The organism is Ruegeria sp. YTSA105, from assembly GCF_059610225.1.
In genome coordinates, this window is record NZ_JBXWNE010000013.1 from 1 (window position 1) to 17,560 (window position 17,560).

Consider the following 17,560-nt stretch of genomic DNA (forward strand, 5'->3'; position numbering starts at 1 on the left):
CCAAAGGTATTCCTCTCGGCCATCGCTCTCGCTGCTACAGTCCTATTCTGGCTGTAAATCAATGAGTCTGGAGCCTACGGCTTTTCAAAATCTGACGAATGGGCTGACAGAAGCAACCCACCGAGCTAACTTCATTGCAAAGAGGAGGGGTGAATGGGAAGACGTCTCACGACGGTATTGGCCGCCGACATTGTGGGCTATTCCGCGCTGATGGATCAGGACCGTACTGGCACAGTCGCTGCATTAAAGACCTTCCGCGAGGACACGTTTCTCCCGATCGTGGAAGATACCAATGGTTCACTGATCAAAAGCATGGGCGACGGCTGGATCGTCGAGTTTCAATCACCATCTGAAGCAGCAGCTTGCGCGATCGCAGTTCAGTCCGCCCACAAACCTGACCACATCAAACTGCGCATCGGGGTTCACACAGGGGAAGTGGTATCTGACGGCGATGACATTTTCGGCGACGGCATCAATGTTGCCGCGCGTCTGGAGGCTCTCGCGAAGCCGGGACAAGTGCTCTTTTCAGATACGTCTCATAACAGCCTTGACCGTAGCGATGCGGGATTATTCGACGGCGGAGACCAAACCGAACTGAAAAACATCACGCGCCATGTTGGAATCTGGTGTTGGCCAAAGGGTACGAAAGCCAATCTCGCGATCAAAGCGGATGTGAGGCCGGGAATCGCAGTGCTCCCATTCGACAATATGTCGGGTGATCCGGAGCAGGAGTTCTTTGCCGATGGCATAACGGAAGACATCATAACTGAGCTATCTCGGTTTCGTTGGTTGATGGTCGTCGCACGAAACTCTTCTTTTGCTTATAAGGGGAAAAGCACGGACATCCGCGACACGGGCCGCGACTTAGGGGTTAGGTATGTACTGGAAGGCTCCGTTCGGCGTTCCGGGCAGCGCGTCCGCATCACGGGACAGCTCATAGATACCGAAAATGGGAGCCATTTGTGGGCGGACCGCTTTGACGGTGTGCTCGACGACATCTTTGATCTTCAAGATCAAGTCACCGAAGACGTAGTTACAGCTATTGAACCATCGGTGCGGCACGCTGAAACAAATCGTGCGCGTGCAAAACCCACCAAGGACTTACAGGCATACGAGCTCTACCTCCGAGCATTATCACATTTCCACTTGCTGACTGACCAAGACAACATAGAGGCAATACGACTGACAAAACTGGCTTTGGATCGAGATCCGGAATACGCCTCCGCAGCGGGCTTGCTAGCATGGCTTCATATCCAACGTCTTGTGCAAGGTTTGGAACCTGTAGATCAGGGACCCAAGTCAGCTGTCGCGGCCGCAGAGCAGGTGCTGCGGAGCGATCGCGCGGACGGCATTGCAAAGGCTTATGCCGCACATTCGATCTCTATGCTGGCACAAGACCTGTCCCGTGCGCGGACAGCCTTTAAGGAAGCATTGTCGGAAAATCCCAACGCGGCGACGGTCCACATGCTCGCCGCTGCAAATCTTTATTTGCTGAATCGCCCTGACAAGGCGCTGGAACATGCAGTCCGGTCTGTCGAACTCAGCCCGGGTGATCCATTGCGGCACGCCGCTTTCATGGGACAGGGTGCCGCCTTGTTTCACTTGGGACGTTATGAGGAAGCCGCGCAGGCCTGTCGCGAAGCCTTGTCTGTGCGTGCAACCTTCCTGATGAGCCACCTGATGCTGATTGCCTCGCTTGCTGAGCTCGATGACATAGATGCGGCAAAAACAGCGGCTGTCAAATTGAACGAAATCGCTCCGAATGCGGCTTCGATAACCGAGACAACACGTTTACCATTATTCTCTATTCCAACCTGCGCTGATCGCTGGCGCAGCGGGTGGAAAAAAGCAGGGTTGCAAGTGTGAAGGCAAACGGCACCCCCCCGGTTCCGACAACCATGCATTCGGTAAAGGATGTTTCGCCTTTGTCTTGAAAATCAGTCGCTGACCAAAACTCTGCCTGGCTGGCCCTCCTCATGGACACGGAACACCAAAATGGTTGCCCCTTCGTCCCCTGAGCGAGCGGTGTGCACTTTCTTCAACGGAACGACGCCTACGTCACCTGAAAAAGCTTCTTGTTCGCCTTCGCCGTCTAGGATGAGGGTGACGCTGCCCTGCAGAATGTAGGCAAATTCTTCACCGGGATGCCAATGCATTGGTAAAGTGAGGTTTGGTGGTAGGGCAACATGGCTCACGACAACCTCCAAGCCCTCAGTGCTTTTGAGCGACTCGGTTAGCAAGTCCTGAATAAGCGGTTTTTGCAAAGTCGCTGGATCCCGCACATCGTGCGACATAGCCGCTGCGGCACCAGTCAAGACAATCAAAAAAGCAAATATGATTGGTTTCCACATCTAATCCCCTCCTACTTTTAGAAGATGATGGCATTGGGACCTTTTCGAAATCAATGCTGGTGTGCACGCGGTTAACTGCGGCGTTCCAAATTGTTGTGTCAAAGGCTGTTCCAGGGTCCGCAAAGTTCGCGGAGCGCTTCTTAGTGGACGGTGCGGCGAGTGGCGGCTTAGTCCGCTCACCTACCATTTGCCGCTCGGGTCTGAACGTCCGGAATGTGCGGTTCGCTACGTGCCGCACATGCAAAAGTCCGAAGCTCGGTCGACGGCAGGTAAGGGCTCTTACCACCAATCGATGACCACCGCGGAGAATGGCGGCAGTGAGCCCACAACGGAACTGTCGAATTCTCGTTGCGTACGCTCGCATCATAAGAAATGTCGAAGTAGCACAAACTGGTGCGCTGCGACGCAGCAGGACAACGGGTCATTCATGCGGGCCCCGCCAAATCTGAAACTGCAGACTTACATAGCGGCAAACTATCTGTGAGTTCGTAGCACTTGTGTGAAAGATCTTTGGTTCACTTCGGGTTTAAGCAATACTCAATGCGGACGGGCGATTTGAGAGATACGCTGGAATTTCTTCCTGTATGCCGCCGGCGACAAACCGGTACCGCGTTTGAATACGCGCCGAAAGGATGCCGGATCCTCATATCCAACAGCCGCTCCGACATCGTCATTTGAAAGCTCATCAGTCTCCAGCATTTGTTTGGCTTCTTCGACGCGAAGCGCCTGAACATACTCGATCGGGGCAAAGCCCGTCGCCATGCGAAATCTTCGCGAAAAGGTCCGTGCATTCAACCCCGACCGCTCAACCATCTTCTCAACCGGCTTGGCAGAGGCGTAATGATCCGCGATCCAAACCTGGCAATCAGAGATCGGACCATCGTTTGATTCCATCGGGCGGGTCATCACCGAATAGGGTGACTGACCTTCGGCGTGCCCACTGAACAGGAAGACCTTGGCGGTTTCAATCGCGGTTTGGTAACCACAATATCGTGCAATCAGATAGACCGTGAGGTCATGCCAGGCGGTGACCCCACCTGCGGTTACGATCCGGTCAGCCTCAGCTGCCAGGCAAAGTACTGTTTCATTGCGAAATGTAATCTTGGGAAAATGGCGCTGAAACATATCGCGATAGGCCCAATGTGCAGTCGCCTGATGGCCATTCAGCAACCCGGACTCCGCGAGCAACAAGGAGCCGGAACACACCGATGTCAGTAACGCCCCCTGCTGGTGCATCCGCTTGAGCCAGTCGACTTCGCGTGGATATCGACCTTTGGGCACATCATAAATCGATGTGTACAGGTCGCAGATCACAACAGCGTCGGCATCGTCAATTTCGCCAATGGAGCTTTGTGGCTCCACCGGGATATTGCCGATACAGTGAAAAGGCTTGCCATCTGCGGATACGATGCGGACATCCAGAAGTTCATCACCCGGGGCACCGGTCACCATATCCGGATAAACTGCACCTGCTGACATCAGGACATCGTAGAGCCCATAGAGGACCGATGCGGATGTTTCCGGGGCGGCGAGCAGCACGATGAGCGGTTTTTTGGCGGTGTCCATATAACCCTCCTGTCTGAAATGGCACGGTTTTGGCAAGTTTGCCATATTCGTTTGTCCAGTATGCCGCATCTTTGGCCATCTTGCCACTGATGTGGGTGCCGCCAGTGGCATAGCATCCCAGAAGATCACAAAGGGAATTGCATTATGAACAGTATGGATACAGACCAGAATTTATCACCTGTCGGACTCAAAGCTGAGACATTGATGCCCGGCATGGCAGAGTTTGATGAGACGCGCGCCGTGTGGAACGCGATGATCGACCGGAAGCCTGCAATGATCGTACGCTGCCGGAATGCAGATGACGTTGTCGCCGCTGTTAATCACGCGCGCAACAACGATCTTCCAATCTCTATTCGCGCGGGGGGCCACAATGTTGCGGGCCATGCAGTTTGCGACGAGGGTCTGATGATCGACCTCAGACTGATGCGCAACGTGACTGTGGATGCCGACAATCGCACCGCATCGGTGGAAGGCGGAGCGCTTTGGCGGGACGTGGACGAAGCAAGCCAGGCCCATGGTTTGGCAACACCCGGTGGCCTGATCTCGGATACCGGTGTTGCCGGATTGACCCTGTCAGGTGGGATCGGCTGGCTGAGGGCCAAGCATGGGTTGTCGATTGACAATCTTGTTGCGGCAGATGTGGTGACCGCCGATGGTAAGTTGGTTCACACGAATGCAAAAGAAAACCCTGAACTGCTCTGGGCACTCAAGGGCGGTGGCGGCAACTTTGGAGTGGTTGTCCGGTTTGACTTTGCCCTGCATCCCATCGGCCCCGAAGTCATGTTTGCTGCCCCGATCTATGCTGTTGAGGACGGGCCTGGACCCATCCGGGCATGGCGCGACTTTCTGGCGAAACACGGTGATCTAGTTGGATCACTGTGCGAGTTTTCAACGGCGGGCGGTGAAGACTTCCCAGAGGAAAGCTGGGGAAAACGCGTCTATACTTTGGCTTGTGTCTACAACGGAGATGCCGCCGAGGGAGAGGCGTTGCTGCAACCCCTTAGTGAACTCGGCAATATGGTGACCGACTTCTCGAGCCGAATGAATTATTGTGATGTGCAACAGCTCTTTGACACGCTGATGCCAGCCGGAGAATATCGGTGCTACTGGAAGGCGCGCTACCTGTCGGAATTGTCGGATGAAATGATTGATCTGGCGATGAAGAACGCTTCCGCCGCCCCTTCGGACAACTCGATCTCGTCTTTGTGGAACTTTGGTGGTGCCACGGCAGCAGTCGCGGCAGAGGCAACGGCCTTTGGTGACCGATCCATGGGCTGGATGTATTCCCTGGATGGCGTGTGGTCAGATCCGGGTGACGATGCGGCCAATATTGGCTGGTCACGTCAGGGCTGGGAAAGCGCTGAACCGTACGGTCATCACGGCCGGGCCTATCTGAACTTTCCTGGCCATGGAGAGGACGGGGACGCGTTGACGCGGGCTACGTTTGGCGCGAATTATCAGCGGTTGGTCAAGATCAAGATCAAATATGACCCTGAAAACCGGTTTCGCTTTAACCAGAACATTCAGCCGGAGGTCTAATATGACCGTTCAATCCCCACTTCCACCAATGGGTTCCGGCGAGTTCTTTCTGACCGAAGGCGGTACAGAAACAGAAATCATGTATCGCCATGGGTTTGAATTGCCTGAGTTTTCAATGCTACCGCTTATGGACAATCCTCGGGCTGTTTCCGCAATGCGAGATGTGATTTCTCAGCAGCTTGATGTTGCTGCCGAATTTGGCTTGTCGTTTCTGCTGACCGGCTTTGACTATCGCGCCAGCCCGGACTGGGGTGCAAAACTGGGCTATTCAGCGTCAAGCTTGGCAGATGCAAATATTGCCGCAATTGAGCTTCTCCGCGAAATTTCAAAAGGGTATGAAGGTGATATTCCAAACCTTCTGATTGGCGGAATTCTCGGGCCACGCGGCGATGCCTATAGCCTCAATCAGGAAATCACCGCCGAATCCGCCGAAGAGTATCACGCCGTTCAACTGGAGACATTGAAGCGGGCAGATGTGGATTTCGTCAGCGCACTGACATTCAACAATATCGAGGAATCTGTTGGTGCCCTACGCGCGGCGGAACGGATCGGTCTGCCATTGTCGGTTTCTTTGACGCTCGACAGTACGTGCAGGCTGAAATCAGGCCCCACGCTTGCCGAGGCCATAGTTGAAATCGACATGCAGGCCGGAGAGGCGGCGCCGGAGTACTACATTGTCAATTGTTCCCACCCGCTTGAATACGAACCGGCCCTTGAGAACGGAAACTGGATCAAACGGCTGCGCGGCGTGCGCCCGAATGCGTCGAAGATGGAGAAGCTGGCCCTGTGCAAATTGCACCACATTGAGGATGGCGATCCTGTCGAACTTGGCTCACAACTGTTCAGCCTGACGGAACGCTACCCGCATATGGACATTTTCGGCGGTTGCTGTGGAACAGGGCACAGACACCTGCGAGAGATTGCGAAAGCGCTGGTAAGACATTGACGGTCAAGTTCAGCTGATGCACCGATTTCCTCAGTTCTGTCTGCAGAAATGAGCATTGAGGGCTCAGTCACTCGTGTCAGCCAGCAGCCAAACCATGCGGTCCAGAAACCAGAGCTTTGCACCTATAGCCAGCGTCGAGCCTACGAATACCCAACCCAATTCGAGCCGCCAAAGCCCGACTGCGAGAATGACGACCCCGAGCGCGGCGGCATATGTCAAACGACTTATGACTTGTGCATGATGGATGGGGATCGACGCCGTTTTGCGATTAAGCCAAATACGCTCACCCAGCACACCTTTGGTCATCCAGGCGTCGTGATGCTGCGGCGGGCCAAACAAGCGTGGATTGAGCCAGGTCCAAATGACAACGGCCAGAACGAACCAAAGTGCGCCCCAGCCCAGCCAGACTCGGCTCCAGATAGCCAGGCAAAAGAGCGGAAGGATTGTCATGCGCGACCAACCACTCCACGGGTTCGCATGTCGTTGCCAGGTGGCGTCATCCATACCCATCAGGCGGGCCGATAGTTCCGCGATATCCATGGTTCATTTCTCTTGTGTAGCAAAAACCTTGCGAGAACAGACTCCGCGTCATCTGATATCAGAGGCAAGCGCATCCTGAACGTAGGTTAGCGTTTCGATCCGATTTGCGTGGGCTCGTATGGCAGGCCAATCACGGGTGCAAAGCCCAGAGTCGCATATCCAGCGAGACATAACATACATGTAATAATCTGCACCATTGGGAGTGTCTGCACACAAATATTGCCGCCCCGTCAATTGTGTCTCAATGACGGACAACCGGTTTTTCAGGTGATGTTGACCGGGCACAAGGAACTCTCGCGGGGTGTTCGGGCGAAATAGCGGGCTGAAGCTTTTGTGGATTTCTGTCGCAACAAAAACAAGCCAAGTCATGGCCTCTTGTCGCCAAGTGGTCCCTTGCAGGCCCAGCAGCGCGGCCTTTGGTGCTTTGAAGTCGATCCAGTCCAGAATGGCAATCACCTCTGTCAGGCAACTCCCATCATCCAGCACCAATGCCGGGACATAGGCCTTTGCGTTGATTTTGGAAAAGTCGGAACCATCCCGCAATTGACGAGAAGCGTAGTCAACTTCGATCAAATCAAACGGAATGTTTGCCGCCCGCAGGGCAATATTGACGACAAGCGAACAGGCGTCTGGGTAGTAATACAGCTTCATTGGAAACAATCGACCGCGACGGGTGCTTGTGTGAGTACAACAAGAGCCAGATCATAAGGTCCTTCATTCACCTCAAACATGCGATGACCTTTCCCCTGAAGATCACGCGCCAGAAACTGATCCCCAACCTGCAAAATCCGCGTATCCAGATTGCTGGTTTCTATGCGCACGGTCCCGCGCAGGACCGTCCCAAGAACCACGGCTGGCGCGGTGTGCCATGCATCCACATAACCTGCGGGATGATGCATCATCAGAATTCTCTCGGCGTCCAACGGTGGCGAGATGCGGTATCCCGATGGAGAGGGCGGCGTGAAACTGCCTTCTTCCAGAACCCAGGCATGATCCAAAAATCGTGAGCCTCCGGTTTCATCCTGGTCAATGCAAATGATCTTCATGGCTGGGCTCCTTGTTGGGGCGGTTCTTGCGGGTGAAGTCATGTCTTGGCCTCGTAGCATAGCTTGCCCAGACGGGAGGTGGTTTGCACAACCGGCAACCAGTCCGGCAAGCCTCGGACATCTATCGTTGCGTCTCACATCTGTTGAGCGGGGCAAGACGTGGAAGCGGTGTGTTGTATTACATGACAATTTGCACCTGCTTCCAATGATCGGAGCGGGCACAAAACCCGCTCCAATACGCAGCCTCAGAGACCGGTGCGTTCAGGCAGCGCGACATACATCTGAACATGCGTGACGGTCGAAAATTCGCCCGGCAGCGGACCATAGGTCTTGCCATCGGAGTGCCACGCCAGACCCAGGTCGGCAGCAAGATGTTCGCCGCTGAGCTGAAGACAGGGTGTGATCGTGCGCTCAAAATCAGCGGACCCGTCGGCATTGGCGATAAAAGTATTTTCAGATCCATCGCGGGCGCCAAATGGCAGATCATAGGTGCCGATGAACGGGTCAGTTGGTGGCCAGACCATGAAGTCATGCCATATCGTGTAAACTCCGTTCGGGATCAGGTTTTCAAAGGCCAAATCGACGGTGCCGACACCATTTTCACAGGTGTATGTGCCGCTGCCTTTGGCCGCGAACCATTCGCCAAGGGTTAGTCCCAGCGGACGGCCCTTGGGGTATGGACCTGTATCACTGGTGTCAAGAAAGTTGTGTTTTACTTCGACCCCCGGCGCATAGAGCGGCGCGTCCATATCGCGGGTCGCCGCTGTGGGACGGAACACCTCTCCTGAGCCCGGGACTTCTTCATAGAACACATCCTGTTCGGCCATGCCGTCGTCAATGTGAAAGACAAAGGTCAGCGACATGCTTTCCGGCGGATCATAACTGGTCTTGGTGGCGTCCTCTGCGCCAGATTGGGTCGCAGTGGTAAGGGTAAGCGCGGCAGCGCTGATAAGAAAGATGGGTTTCATTTTAGGGTCCTTTTGGTTGGTGGGAGGCAAATCTGCCTGGTGAACCGGCGGGTACGGGTGCCGGAGCTCTGGTGAAATTGCAGATGGGGCTGGGAGGTCGCGGAGTGGGCCTTTAGCCGTCCGGCAATTTCGGCGTCGGCTGCGGAGTAAGTCCTGAGGGAACGCTTCGCGGAATAAGATCAGAACGATCTTTGGCAGAGGGATCCGTCAATGCTTCGAGGAAGGCCATAATTCTGGCCACTTCGCGATCACTCAGCGTCACAGGTGCCAGGGTATTTGCCTGTGCAATCCTTCCACGCAACGCATCAGATTTCTGCACCCATGTGTCACGCAGATCAAAGGCCGTACGCCGTTTCGGATTCACAGGGCGAAAGATCAAAGACGATCCATTGCCGGTCTGTTCAATGAACTGGTCAATGACCGGTAATTCGGTGGCATCGGCATCATATGCCTCCAGCGAGGCCACGCTGTCGAGATGATGGCGCACCATCATTTCCAGATCAGCAAAAACTCCGTCATGCCCCCATGGTCCCGTGAGCGTGACATTCCGCAGGGACGGCGTGCGGAACGCAAAGAGGTCAGTCGGGTCGAATGATACACGATAACGGCCCTCATCCTCTGTGGCACGGGCAAACCCGGATGCCCGCCAAAGGCTCTTGTCCTCACCGTGGCCTTTGCCCGGCCCGATTTGCGGCACGGCAATGGCGTGAAATTCGTGATCAGTCAGCAATTTGCCCATGTGGCAGGCCGCACATTTTGCCTTGTCATAAAACAAATCAGCCCCGGCGCGAGCGTCCTCGGACAAAGCCGTAAGATCGCCGCGCAAGAAGGCATCAAACGGGCTGTTGTCTGAGCGGAAAGCACGGGACTGAAATGCGGCCAGCGCATTGGCCGCTGCCACCATGGTAATCGCGTCCAGATCGGGAAAGGCGGCGCGGGCCAAATCCTGGTATTTTGGTGTGGCCTGCAGACGTGCTGCCAGCAAATCCCAAGCGTCGGTGACCCTGTCTTCGGCCACTGCGGTTGCCACGGGGTTTTCGCCTTTTTGTCCTGCCATCTCAGACGCGGAAAGTACTGGGAACATGGCCTGCGCCGCCAATAGGTTATCCAACCCTTGTGGCAGATGTTCGCGTGCGGGTGTCCAGAACCCGCTTTGAAAGGTGTGCGCCGGATCAGGCTCCACCCGCCCGTCATGAAACATCGACAGGTACTCCTTAGCGCCGATGTTCCATAACGCCTGTGCATTGCGCGGAATACGTTCGGTGATGCCATCTTTGGTCCGCCGTTCCGGGCCAAACCCGGTCCCTCCTTCGCCTATAGACAAGGCGACGCCATCGCCGCTGCCGCGCGCCGGATCATGGCAGGTCCCGCAGGAAATATTGCGATTGCCCGAAAGGATCGGGTCGAAGAACAGATTGCGCCCGAGCTCAACGAGGGCTTCGTCTGGTGCGTCTTCAAAAAGGAAATCACTGTCCCGAAGGCTATCCGGCCATTGCGCTCGCATCAGGTTTTCCGCCCGAGTAGATCCTGGCGCCAGCAGCAAGACCAGCGCCAGCGAAGTACCCGCTACAGCAATGTATCCCGTCAGCGTCGCTGCGGTAAGCGAACCGATTGATCCAGGGGCGGTGGCCAATTTACAAGTCTTGTAGATAGACATTTGGTTTCCTTTGGGACTTGGGGCGATTGAGACTTGCGTTGCTAAAGTATGCGATGCGGGAATTTTGGATCGGTTTTGAGATCACTGAGATGTTCAAGCCCGACATCCCGAAACAGACCGAGAGGCAGCTCTGCGAATCTGCGGCCCCTATGGGCAAGCCGTCGCCGATCCCTCCACATGCAAAAACGTGCCATAACGTTGTAGAAGATTGTTGGTTTGGAATAGGGCACATGGGTGCTGTTTGTGATGCTCATTGTTCTGCTCCTTTTGCGAAGCGGGGCTGCATCTGGGGACGATGGGCAACCTGCCGCTGGTGCGGCGCATTGGGTGCCCTTTCCGTGCGGGCGGCCACCTGCGAAGCGATGCGAACCGCGCTTACCCCGGCGGCATGGAAAAACCCCTGAAACACGGGAGCATAGCCTGTGAACCACAGGCCGGGATTGTTGACGTCTTCCTGCCCCATCGGCTGCCGCGGATAGCCCTTGGCATCCAGTGCACCAAGTTCACCAAAAAGCCGCTCAAGATCAGGCCTGTAGCCTGTTGCACAGATCACAACGTCTGGGCGAAGTTTACGGCCATTGGCCAGTTCGACGGTGTAGTCGCCAAAACCAACGACCTGAGGCACGGCCTCAAAGCGCCCCGCTTTCAGCGCAGCCACAAACCCGTCATCCAGCGCAAATGTCACGCCATCCTTGAGCATGCGAGAGCCGCCGCCAAGCTTATGGCGCGGCAAGCCATGGCGCCGCAGATTGCCAAAAAACGTCCATTGCATGAAGCCAAATACCGGATCGAGCGACCACTTTGGGAAACGCGCAAACAGGTTCGCCATGCGTTGCAGTGAAAAGCCCAGAATTTTGGACGGCAGGATCGAAGGTCCATGACGAACGGCGACCCAGACCCGGCCGGGGTTGCTGCGCGAGAGGTGGTTCAGCACATCGGAACCAGAGTTTCCGGCCCCGACAACAACGATATTCCTGCCGTCATAGTCCGACGGATCGCCAAATTCTGCAGCATGGATCACCTTGCCGCCAAAGTCCTCCAGTCCCGGCCAAACGGGCATTTCGGGCACTTTTTCGCGACCTGTGGCCACGACAACATCAGTGCACGTATATCTGTCGTTGTTGGTGTTGACTTGCCAATGATCGCCATCACGACGCACGGACAAGACAGACGTATTAAACACAATGTGTTCTTTCAGCCCGTCCGCGTAGTCGCCCAGATAGTCAACCACAGCGTCACGAGGCAAAAACCTGTCCATTGCGCGTGGCTCATGGTGCCCCGGCAGGCGGGTAAAATTGCGATGGATGTTCAGTCGAAGCCTAGGATGACGCGCGCGCCAAGGGTCAGCGACGCGATCGGATGCCTCAAGGATGGTGACAGGGACGCTGCGTTTGAGCAGTTCCGTGGCCGCAGCCATGCCGGACAATCCGGCACCGATAACGATGGCATGTGCGTTAGGGGGAATAGTCATTTTGTGTCTCCGTTGATGCTTTGAGGCTAAGGGCGCGCAAGAAAATAGGCGTTGAGCGGGTCGTGAGGCAGGCGATGGGTTTCAACCCGATCAAACCCCGCGCGGGCGAGGTATTCTTGCGCGGTTTCAACCCCCCACATCGCCCCAAGACCGGGGCCGCCCTGACCAATTGAAACCGGCGTGCAATGCATCAAAGACAGGCTGTACAGCAGCGGTGCAAAAGGGTTCTCGATGTTCTTTTCCAGATCACGTGACCCGCCGATGTCTTGCATCAGGAACAGCCCGTCATCGGCCAGAGAGTTTTTCACAAGATCCAGTAGGCCTTGCGGGTCCTTTTGGTCATGGACCGCGTCAAAAGCAGTGATCAGATCGTAGCTGCCCATTGTTGTGACGCCTGACAGATCCTGTCCACGAAAGGATAGGTTGGAAAGCCCGTTCCGATGTGCCGTGACCTGCGTTACCGCGAAGGCATCGGGGCAAAGATCGACACCGACAAACCGGCTGTTTGGAAAGGCTTTGGCCAATTCCATCATCGCCCGGCCTGCGCCGCACCCGACGTCAAGCACGTCAATGCCGCTTTCCAGCCGTGCAATCAGCCCGGGGTCTAGAGGCAGAATGTGTTCAATCAGCGCGGATACCACAAGCTGCGCACTGTCTTCGGCCATGACTTCGTGAAAGCGACAGTAATCGTGATACTGCGTCCCACCGCCATCGCGGAACCGGGCAACCATCTCTTCTTCGACCGACGCCATCACGCCGATAAACTGGCAGGTGACCGCCATATTGTCGGGCGCCGCCGCAGTGGTGAGAAAGGCTGCGTGTTCAGGGGGCAGAAAATAGGTTCCTGCCTTCGCGTCATATTCCACAACCCCGGATGTCACCATCACGCCCATCCATTCGCGAACGTAGCGCTCTGCCAGGGCCGCGCCGTCAGACAACGCGCGCGAGGTTGAATTGGGCAATGCTGCCAATGCGTCAAACAGGCCGGAGCGATGGCCGATCGAAGACATAAGCGCCAGCGAGGCTGCGTTCAGCGCGCCACCCATGAGTTCGGCAAATCCTTCAGCCTTGGCCGTATCAAATGTGATTGCGGGTTGCTTGTTCATTGGAATTCTCCGGTCTGACAGGGTTTTGGCTTAAATGCTGGAGACTGTTTGGCAGCCGCGGCCGAGTCGCGATATGCTCAGATATGCCTATAACGGTGAATTTCAGACACCCTCACCCTTGTGCTACGGACCAGCGCCCTCCCTTGGAGGCACTCAATCGTGCGCGTTTTGGTCAGGAACGAGGCGTTGCGTAACGAGGTTTTTTGATGTAACGCCCAATAAACTCCAAAATAGGTGAATATCGGACACTCTGATGCTGCAAGAGAAATCCACCTGCCGAACTGCAGTTCTGACCATGCCCTGTGTCGGCACCTCAACCGCTTATTGCATTCTTGACGCGCTGGCGTCCGTCGGACGTGACTGGGAAATGTTGCATGGTACGGCCCCTAAACCGCCTGTTTTTGATGCGGCTCTGATATCGTGTGACGGCGCCGCCTATCAGGACATCAACGGACGGCGCATCACACCGGATGGATCGCTGGACAGTTTTGTAAAGCCCGATCTCGTCATCGTCCCAGACTTTCACTTCGCACCGGGAACTGGTGTCCCGGATGAATTCGCCCCGATGATTACCTGGCTTAAGAAAGCACGCGATGACGGAGCCTTGATCACCTCGGTCTGTTCCGGCGCTTATCTGCTCGCCGAGGCCGGGATGCTGGACGGTCTTGATGCGACAAGCCACTGGAGTTTCTGTGATGTGATTGCGCGGCAGTATCCCGACATAAAAGTGCGTCGCGAACGAATTCTGGTTCCGGCGGGAGAAGGGCACCGGATCGTGACAGCGGGTGGCGCATCATCCTGGGGCGATCTCGTGCTCTATCTGATCGGGCGCATCGCAGGCCCTGACGAGGCCCGTCGCATTGCCAAGATCTATCTGTTGCAGCCCCATACAGAAGGACAGTTGCACTATGCCTCGCTGACGGCTGGCACACAGCACGATGATGCACTAGTTGCAGACGCGCAGGTTTGGGCCGCTGATAACTACGCATTACCGAAGCCGGTCGCCGCCATGGCAGCAAGAAGCGGTTTGACTGAACGTAGCCTTTTACGCCGTTTTCGAAAAGCCACAGGGCAAACCCCGGTTGATTACGTTCAAACACTGCGGATCGAAGAAGCTAAACAGATGCTGGAAACTACGGATCTGCCAATTGACGAAATCGCCGGAGAGGTTGGGTACACAGAAACGTCGAGTTTTCGAAATGCTTTCCGGCGATATGTTGGAATGCCAGCGTCGACATACAGAAAGAAGCGGCTTCTACTCACGCAGGTCGGTTCCGAAGACGGCTGAGCATTAGGCTTTGCTCCCGCATGTTAGAGCTTTATCCAGCCCCGCGCGGTCGGGCTACCTAGTTGGCGTTTCTCGATATGGATTTCCGACAAAGGTGGACGCATGTTGAGCGCCTGATGCGGACCAGAGTCTGGCCACGGTGGCTCGAACCACGGCAGAACGCATTCCTTGGACCCCCCACGCGATCATCGGTCAAACAGTGCTTACGATCGTGCAGACTGCGCACCTGTGACTCGGTGCGACTGGTTATTAACGATCTGGTCAGGGAAGACCGGTCTGGCGACTTCAGCTGCTCTGCAGCGATGAACGTGCCGCACAGGCGAGCGAATGCTGCGTCAGCAAACATTCGGAAGAGCAACGGCGGCAAAGTCCGCTCACCCACCATTCGTGACCTGGCACCGAACGTCCAGAATGTGCGGTTCGCGACGCGCTACACATGCGAAGAATAATAGCCTAGTCGATGGCAGCTCAGGGCTCACTGAAACTTTCGCCGCTCGAAATACGAACGCCCGTTGCAGGAGCATTGCGGCCATTCGTATTACCCTCGGCGAACAGGAAACGAGCGGACATTCCCGACTTTGGATTTTCGAAGAACGCTGGCGCAGCATCTATTCGCAAGCGCAGCATAAGTTTCGAGTCACCGCAGCGGGGTTCCCGTTTCCCGCCATTCAATGGTGCGAGAATCGGCGATTTCCAAAATGTCCCTTCGCCGCAGTTTTGAGAGACAACCATTGAGCGGGACTTTGCTGACCTTGATGATTTTGACTCGAATGAATGCTTTTTCTAACCAAGAGAAAAGATGCGGCCAAAAATTTGGTGTTAGAAGCTAGGTTTGCTGGCTCTCCGTCGCTTGTGGCTGGATGAACAAAGTTCGATTGCTTGCACTCAATTTCATGTGCGGCTCAAAGGAATTTGCCTCAATAACAGCACGCCTTAGTAGATCCGACACCTTTTAGAACCAATATCCATCCAAAGAACATCAAAACGGAATCTTTGCTTCTCCGATTGTCTCGATAAGCGGTGCTAAGTGAGATTCGTAGTTTCGCCATTTCTCCTTTGACGAGCTGTATAATGGCTGGCGCACTTGATGAACACTTGCAGTGCGGACACGTCGTGCCCCTTTGTAAAACTCGAGACAACGATTATCCCACTCGAGGCCACAATATGCTATCAAGCGTCGCGCTTCGAACTCGATATCATCGATAAGGCTCTCATAGTGAATGGTGTGAAAGCTGCCGGCGGGGAGAACTTCCTGCCAATGCTGCATAACGCGCACATAGGCATTAAAGTATCGACCCAATTCGATCTGGTCGTAGCTGTGGAGCTGACTGCGCTGAAACACTCGGGTGAAGCAGGACAGACACGTATCTAGCGGATTGCGCGCGACATGCACGATCCGCGCATTGGGCATGATCGCATGAATTAGGCCAACCATCAGAAAGTTCGCAGGCATCTTATCAACGATATAAGGTTTACCAGGAGCGTGCGCATCGAGCCGCTGGACATATCGTTGGGCGCGTTTTGAAAGCTCCTGATCCGAGAGAGCCGCAATCAGACTTCCAGTTTTCTTGTTTCCACCGCGCAGTTGATCGGTGAAAAGTTTGTGCAAATAGTTAAGCTCTCCGGCTCCGAATACGTCTGGATGGCTGGCGAGGATCGACTCCGTCAACGTCGTTCCAGACCGCGGCATGCCAACAACAAAAATTGGCTGGCTGCTGTCCACAGAGCTCTGGTGAAGTTTTTCGAGCAGTTCCGGTGTAAAGACCGTGATCAGGTCGTCTGCCGTTTCCTCGATTTGGTCGGCATCAAAATCGATAATGCTGCGCTTTATTGCAGCCCCTTTTGCAAAATGCTCAAAAGCGCTGTCGTAGCGCTTGAGGTCCTCATAACATTTTCCCAATGCGTAGTGATACGATACCGATTGTTCAGGAAGCATCTTGTCGGCTTCAGGCAACGCAGCCACAAGACCCTGAAAATCAAGGTTGTCTTCGGTAACTTTATCCAACTTAACCAACGCGATCTGCGCATTCAAACGCGCCTTGTCCCTTTCTGCGGCCTTGTTGAACCAGCTGCGGGCAGCGTCAAAATTGCCCTGCTCCATCTCCAGATGGCCCAATGCGATCATTGTGGCCGAGAATTCCGGTTTTAGCTCAAGGGTCTTCTCGTAGTTGGCAAAACCGGCCTCGAGGTCGCCAAGGTGCGATTTGCAAACGGCTATATAGTGGTATGCAGGCGCGTGGCCGGGGTCTATGTGCTGCGCTTTTTCTGCCTCGACAAGGGCAAGTTCATGCAGGTTTTTCTCGATCAGGACCTGCGCAAGCCCGACATAAGCTTCGGGCTTTTTTTCATCTAGCGAAATCGCATTTCGAAAACAGCGTTCGGCTTCGTCCCATTCGCACTGCAAAACGTGTAACCGTCCCCGATTGCGGTGCAACTCTGCGGAAATATGCCCCTTGCCAAGACAGTCATCTGCAAAATCTCTGGCTTCTTCTAGCTCCTCAGCTTCTATCATTACAGAAATGAGATTGTTGACACTCTCGAGATAGTCCGGGCGCAAATCTAGCACCCTACGATAGAACGAGATTGCCCCTTCCCTGTCCTCGTTGTCGCGCGCGATTGATCCAAGATTATTCAGCGCAGCAATCAGATCTGGATTAAGGGCCAGCGCTCTCTTCTGAGATGCCTCGGCTTCGGATAAATCACCTATATCGTAATAGGCAAGCCCAAGGTTTGAATGCCCATTTGCAACCCCCGGAGCAAGCTGGACTGCACGTTTGCCAACCCTGATCGCTTCTTCAGGTTTTCCGTTCGTGCGTAACACCTCGGTGAAGTTCGACAGGAACCCAGCATTGTCCGGCTGTAATCGGATCGCTTCGCGCATAGCATTTTCAGCTGGCCCGCTTTGACCGGTTTGAAACGCAATTACGCCAAGCAGTTGATGCGCTGGCGCGTATTCGGGCGCAGCCTTGAGCACTTGGTTCAGAACATTGACAGCTTTATTCAAATGCCCTGTATCGTAGGCCTGAACTCCTTGGTTGTAGGCCTCACCGATGGATAATGTCTGGTTTTTAGGCATTCAAGT

The 17,560-nt window shown here is 55.0% G+C and carries 15 protein-coding genes; 4 read left to right on the plus strand and 11 right to left on the minus strand.

From position 1 onward, the window contains the following. The first annotated feature begins 153 nt into the window (after window positions 1-153). A complete protein-coding gene (locus tag AC2FH2_RS15135; protein WP_496824211.1) occupies window positions 154-1,866 on the plus strand; it encodes an adenylate/guanylate cyclase domain-containing protein in 1,713 nt (570 codons plus the stop codon). Between the two features lie 71 nt (window positions 1,867-1,937). Here the strand turns inward: AC2FH2_RS15135 and AC2FH2_RS15140 are convergent, their stop codons facing one another. After that, entirely contained in the window at window positions 1,938-2,351 is a 414-nt protein-coding gene (locus tag AC2FH2_RS15140; protein WP_496690070.1) for a cupin domain-containing protein, read from the minus strand. 537 nt (window positions 2,352-2,888) lie between these two features. Continuing rightward, window positions 2,889-3,917 carry a GlxA family transcriptional regulator gene (locus AC2FH2_RS15145; RefSeq protein ID WP_372574879.1) on the minus strand — a complete coding sequence of 343 codons (1,029 nt, stop codon included), beginning with the start codon at window positions 3,915-3,917 and terminating at the stop codon, window positions 2,889-2,891. Window positions 3,918-4,061: 144 nt separating this feature from the next. On the opposite strand from AC2FH2_RS15145, the gene AC2FH2_RS15150 reads away from it, so the two are divergent. Further along, window positions 4,062-5,456, plus strand: coding sequence for an FAD-binding oxidoreductase (locus tag AC2FH2_RS15150; RefSeq protein WP_496737744.1), 1,395 nt, complete (start codon window positions 4,062-4,064; stop codon window positions 5,454-5,456). A gap of 1 nt (window position 5,457) precedes the next feature. Continuing rightward, complete coding sequence (locus AC2FH2_RS15155) at window positions 5,458-6,402, plus strand: homocysteine S-methyltransferase family protein (protein WP_372574881.1); 945 nt, start codon at window positions 5,458-5,460, stop codon at window positions 6,400-6,402. Between the two features lie 63 nt (window positions 6,403-6,465). Here AC2FH2_RS15155 and AC2FH2_RS15160 read toward each other — a convergent pair whose 3' ends face one another. The 8 genes from AC2FH2_RS15160 to AC2FH2_RS15195 form a co-directional block, all read right to left on the minus strand. Then, entirely contained in the window at window positions 6,466-6,942 is a 477-nt protein-coding gene (locus AC2FH2_RS15160; protein ID WP_372574882.1) for a DUF6653 family protein, read from the minus strand. A gap of 48 nt (window positions 6,943-6,990) precedes the next feature. Then, window positions 6,991-7,593 (minus strand): glutathione S-transferase N-terminal domain-containing protein, encoded by a 603-nt coding sequence (locus AC2FH2_RS15165; RefSeq protein ID WP_372574883.1) that lies wholly within the window; start codon window positions 7,591-7,593, stop codon window positions 6,991-6,993. After that, entirely contained in the window at window positions 7,590-7,988 is a 399-nt protein-coding gene (locus AC2FH2_RS15170; RefSeq protein ID WP_372574884.1) for a cupin domain-containing protein, read from the minus strand. The genes AC2FH2_RS15165 and AC2FH2_RS15170 overlap by 4 nt, the downstream gene beginning before the upstream one ends. Window positions 7,989-8,233: 245 nt before the next feature. Next, window positions 8,234-8,956 carry a hypothetical protein gene (locus tag AC2FH2_RS15175; protein ID WP_496737743.1) on the minus strand — a complete coding sequence of 241 codons (723 nt, stop codon included), beginning with the start codon at window positions 8,954-8,956 and terminating at the stop codon, window positions 8,234-8,236. A gap of 112 nt (window positions 8,957-9,068) precedes the next feature. After that, on the minus strand, window positions 9,069-10,613 hold the full coding sequence (locus tag AC2FH2_RS15180) for a cytochrome-c peroxidase (protein ID WP_496824216.1): 1,545 nt from the start codon (window positions 10,611-10,613) through the stop codon (window positions 9,069-9,071). 41 nt (window positions 10,614-10,654) lie between these two features. Then, window positions 10,655-10,867 carry a hypothetical protein gene (locus AC2FH2_RS15185; protein WP_496714160.1) on the minus strand — a complete coding sequence of 71 codons (213 nt, stop codon included), beginning with the start codon at window positions 10,865-10,867 and terminating at the stop codon, window positions 10,655-10,657. Next, on the minus strand, window positions 10,864-12,084 hold the full coding sequence (locus tag AC2FH2_RS15190) for a flavin-containing monooxygenase (RefSeq protein ID WP_496714161.1): 1,221 nt from the start codon (window positions 12,082-12,084) through the stop codon (window positions 10,864-10,866). The genes AC2FH2_RS15185 and AC2FH2_RS15190 overlap by 4 nt, the downstream gene beginning before the upstream one ends. 26 nt (window positions 12,085-12,110) lie before the next feature. Next, complete coding sequence (locus AC2FH2_RS15195; protein ID WP_496714162.1) at window positions 12,111-13,190, minus strand: class I SAM-dependent methyltransferase; 1,080 nt, start codon at window positions 13,188-13,190, stop codon at window positions 12,111-12,113. A 253-nt stretch (window positions 13,191-13,443) separates the two neighbouring features. Here AC2FH2_RS15195 and AC2FH2_RS15200 point away from each other — a divergent pair, with 253 nt between their 5' ends. After that, window positions 13,444-14,478 carry a GlxA family transcriptional regulator gene (locus AC2FH2_RS15200; protein ID WP_372574889.1) on the plus strand — a complete coding sequence of 345 codons (1,035 nt, stop codon included), beginning with the start codon at window positions 13,444-13,446 and terminating at the stop codon, window positions 14,476-14,478. A gap of 979 nt (window positions 14,479-15,457) precedes the next feature. Here AC2FH2_RS15200 and AC2FH2_RS15205 read toward each other — a convergent pair. Further along, window positions 15,458-17,554 (minus strand): tetratricopeptide repeat-containing sulfotransferase family protein, encoded by a 2,097-nt coding sequence (locus AC2FH2_RS15205; RefSeq protein ID WP_496824219.1) that lies wholly within the window; start codon window positions 17,552-17,554, stop codon window positions 15,458-15,460. Between the last annotated feature and the right edge of the window lie 6 nt (window positions 17,555-17,560).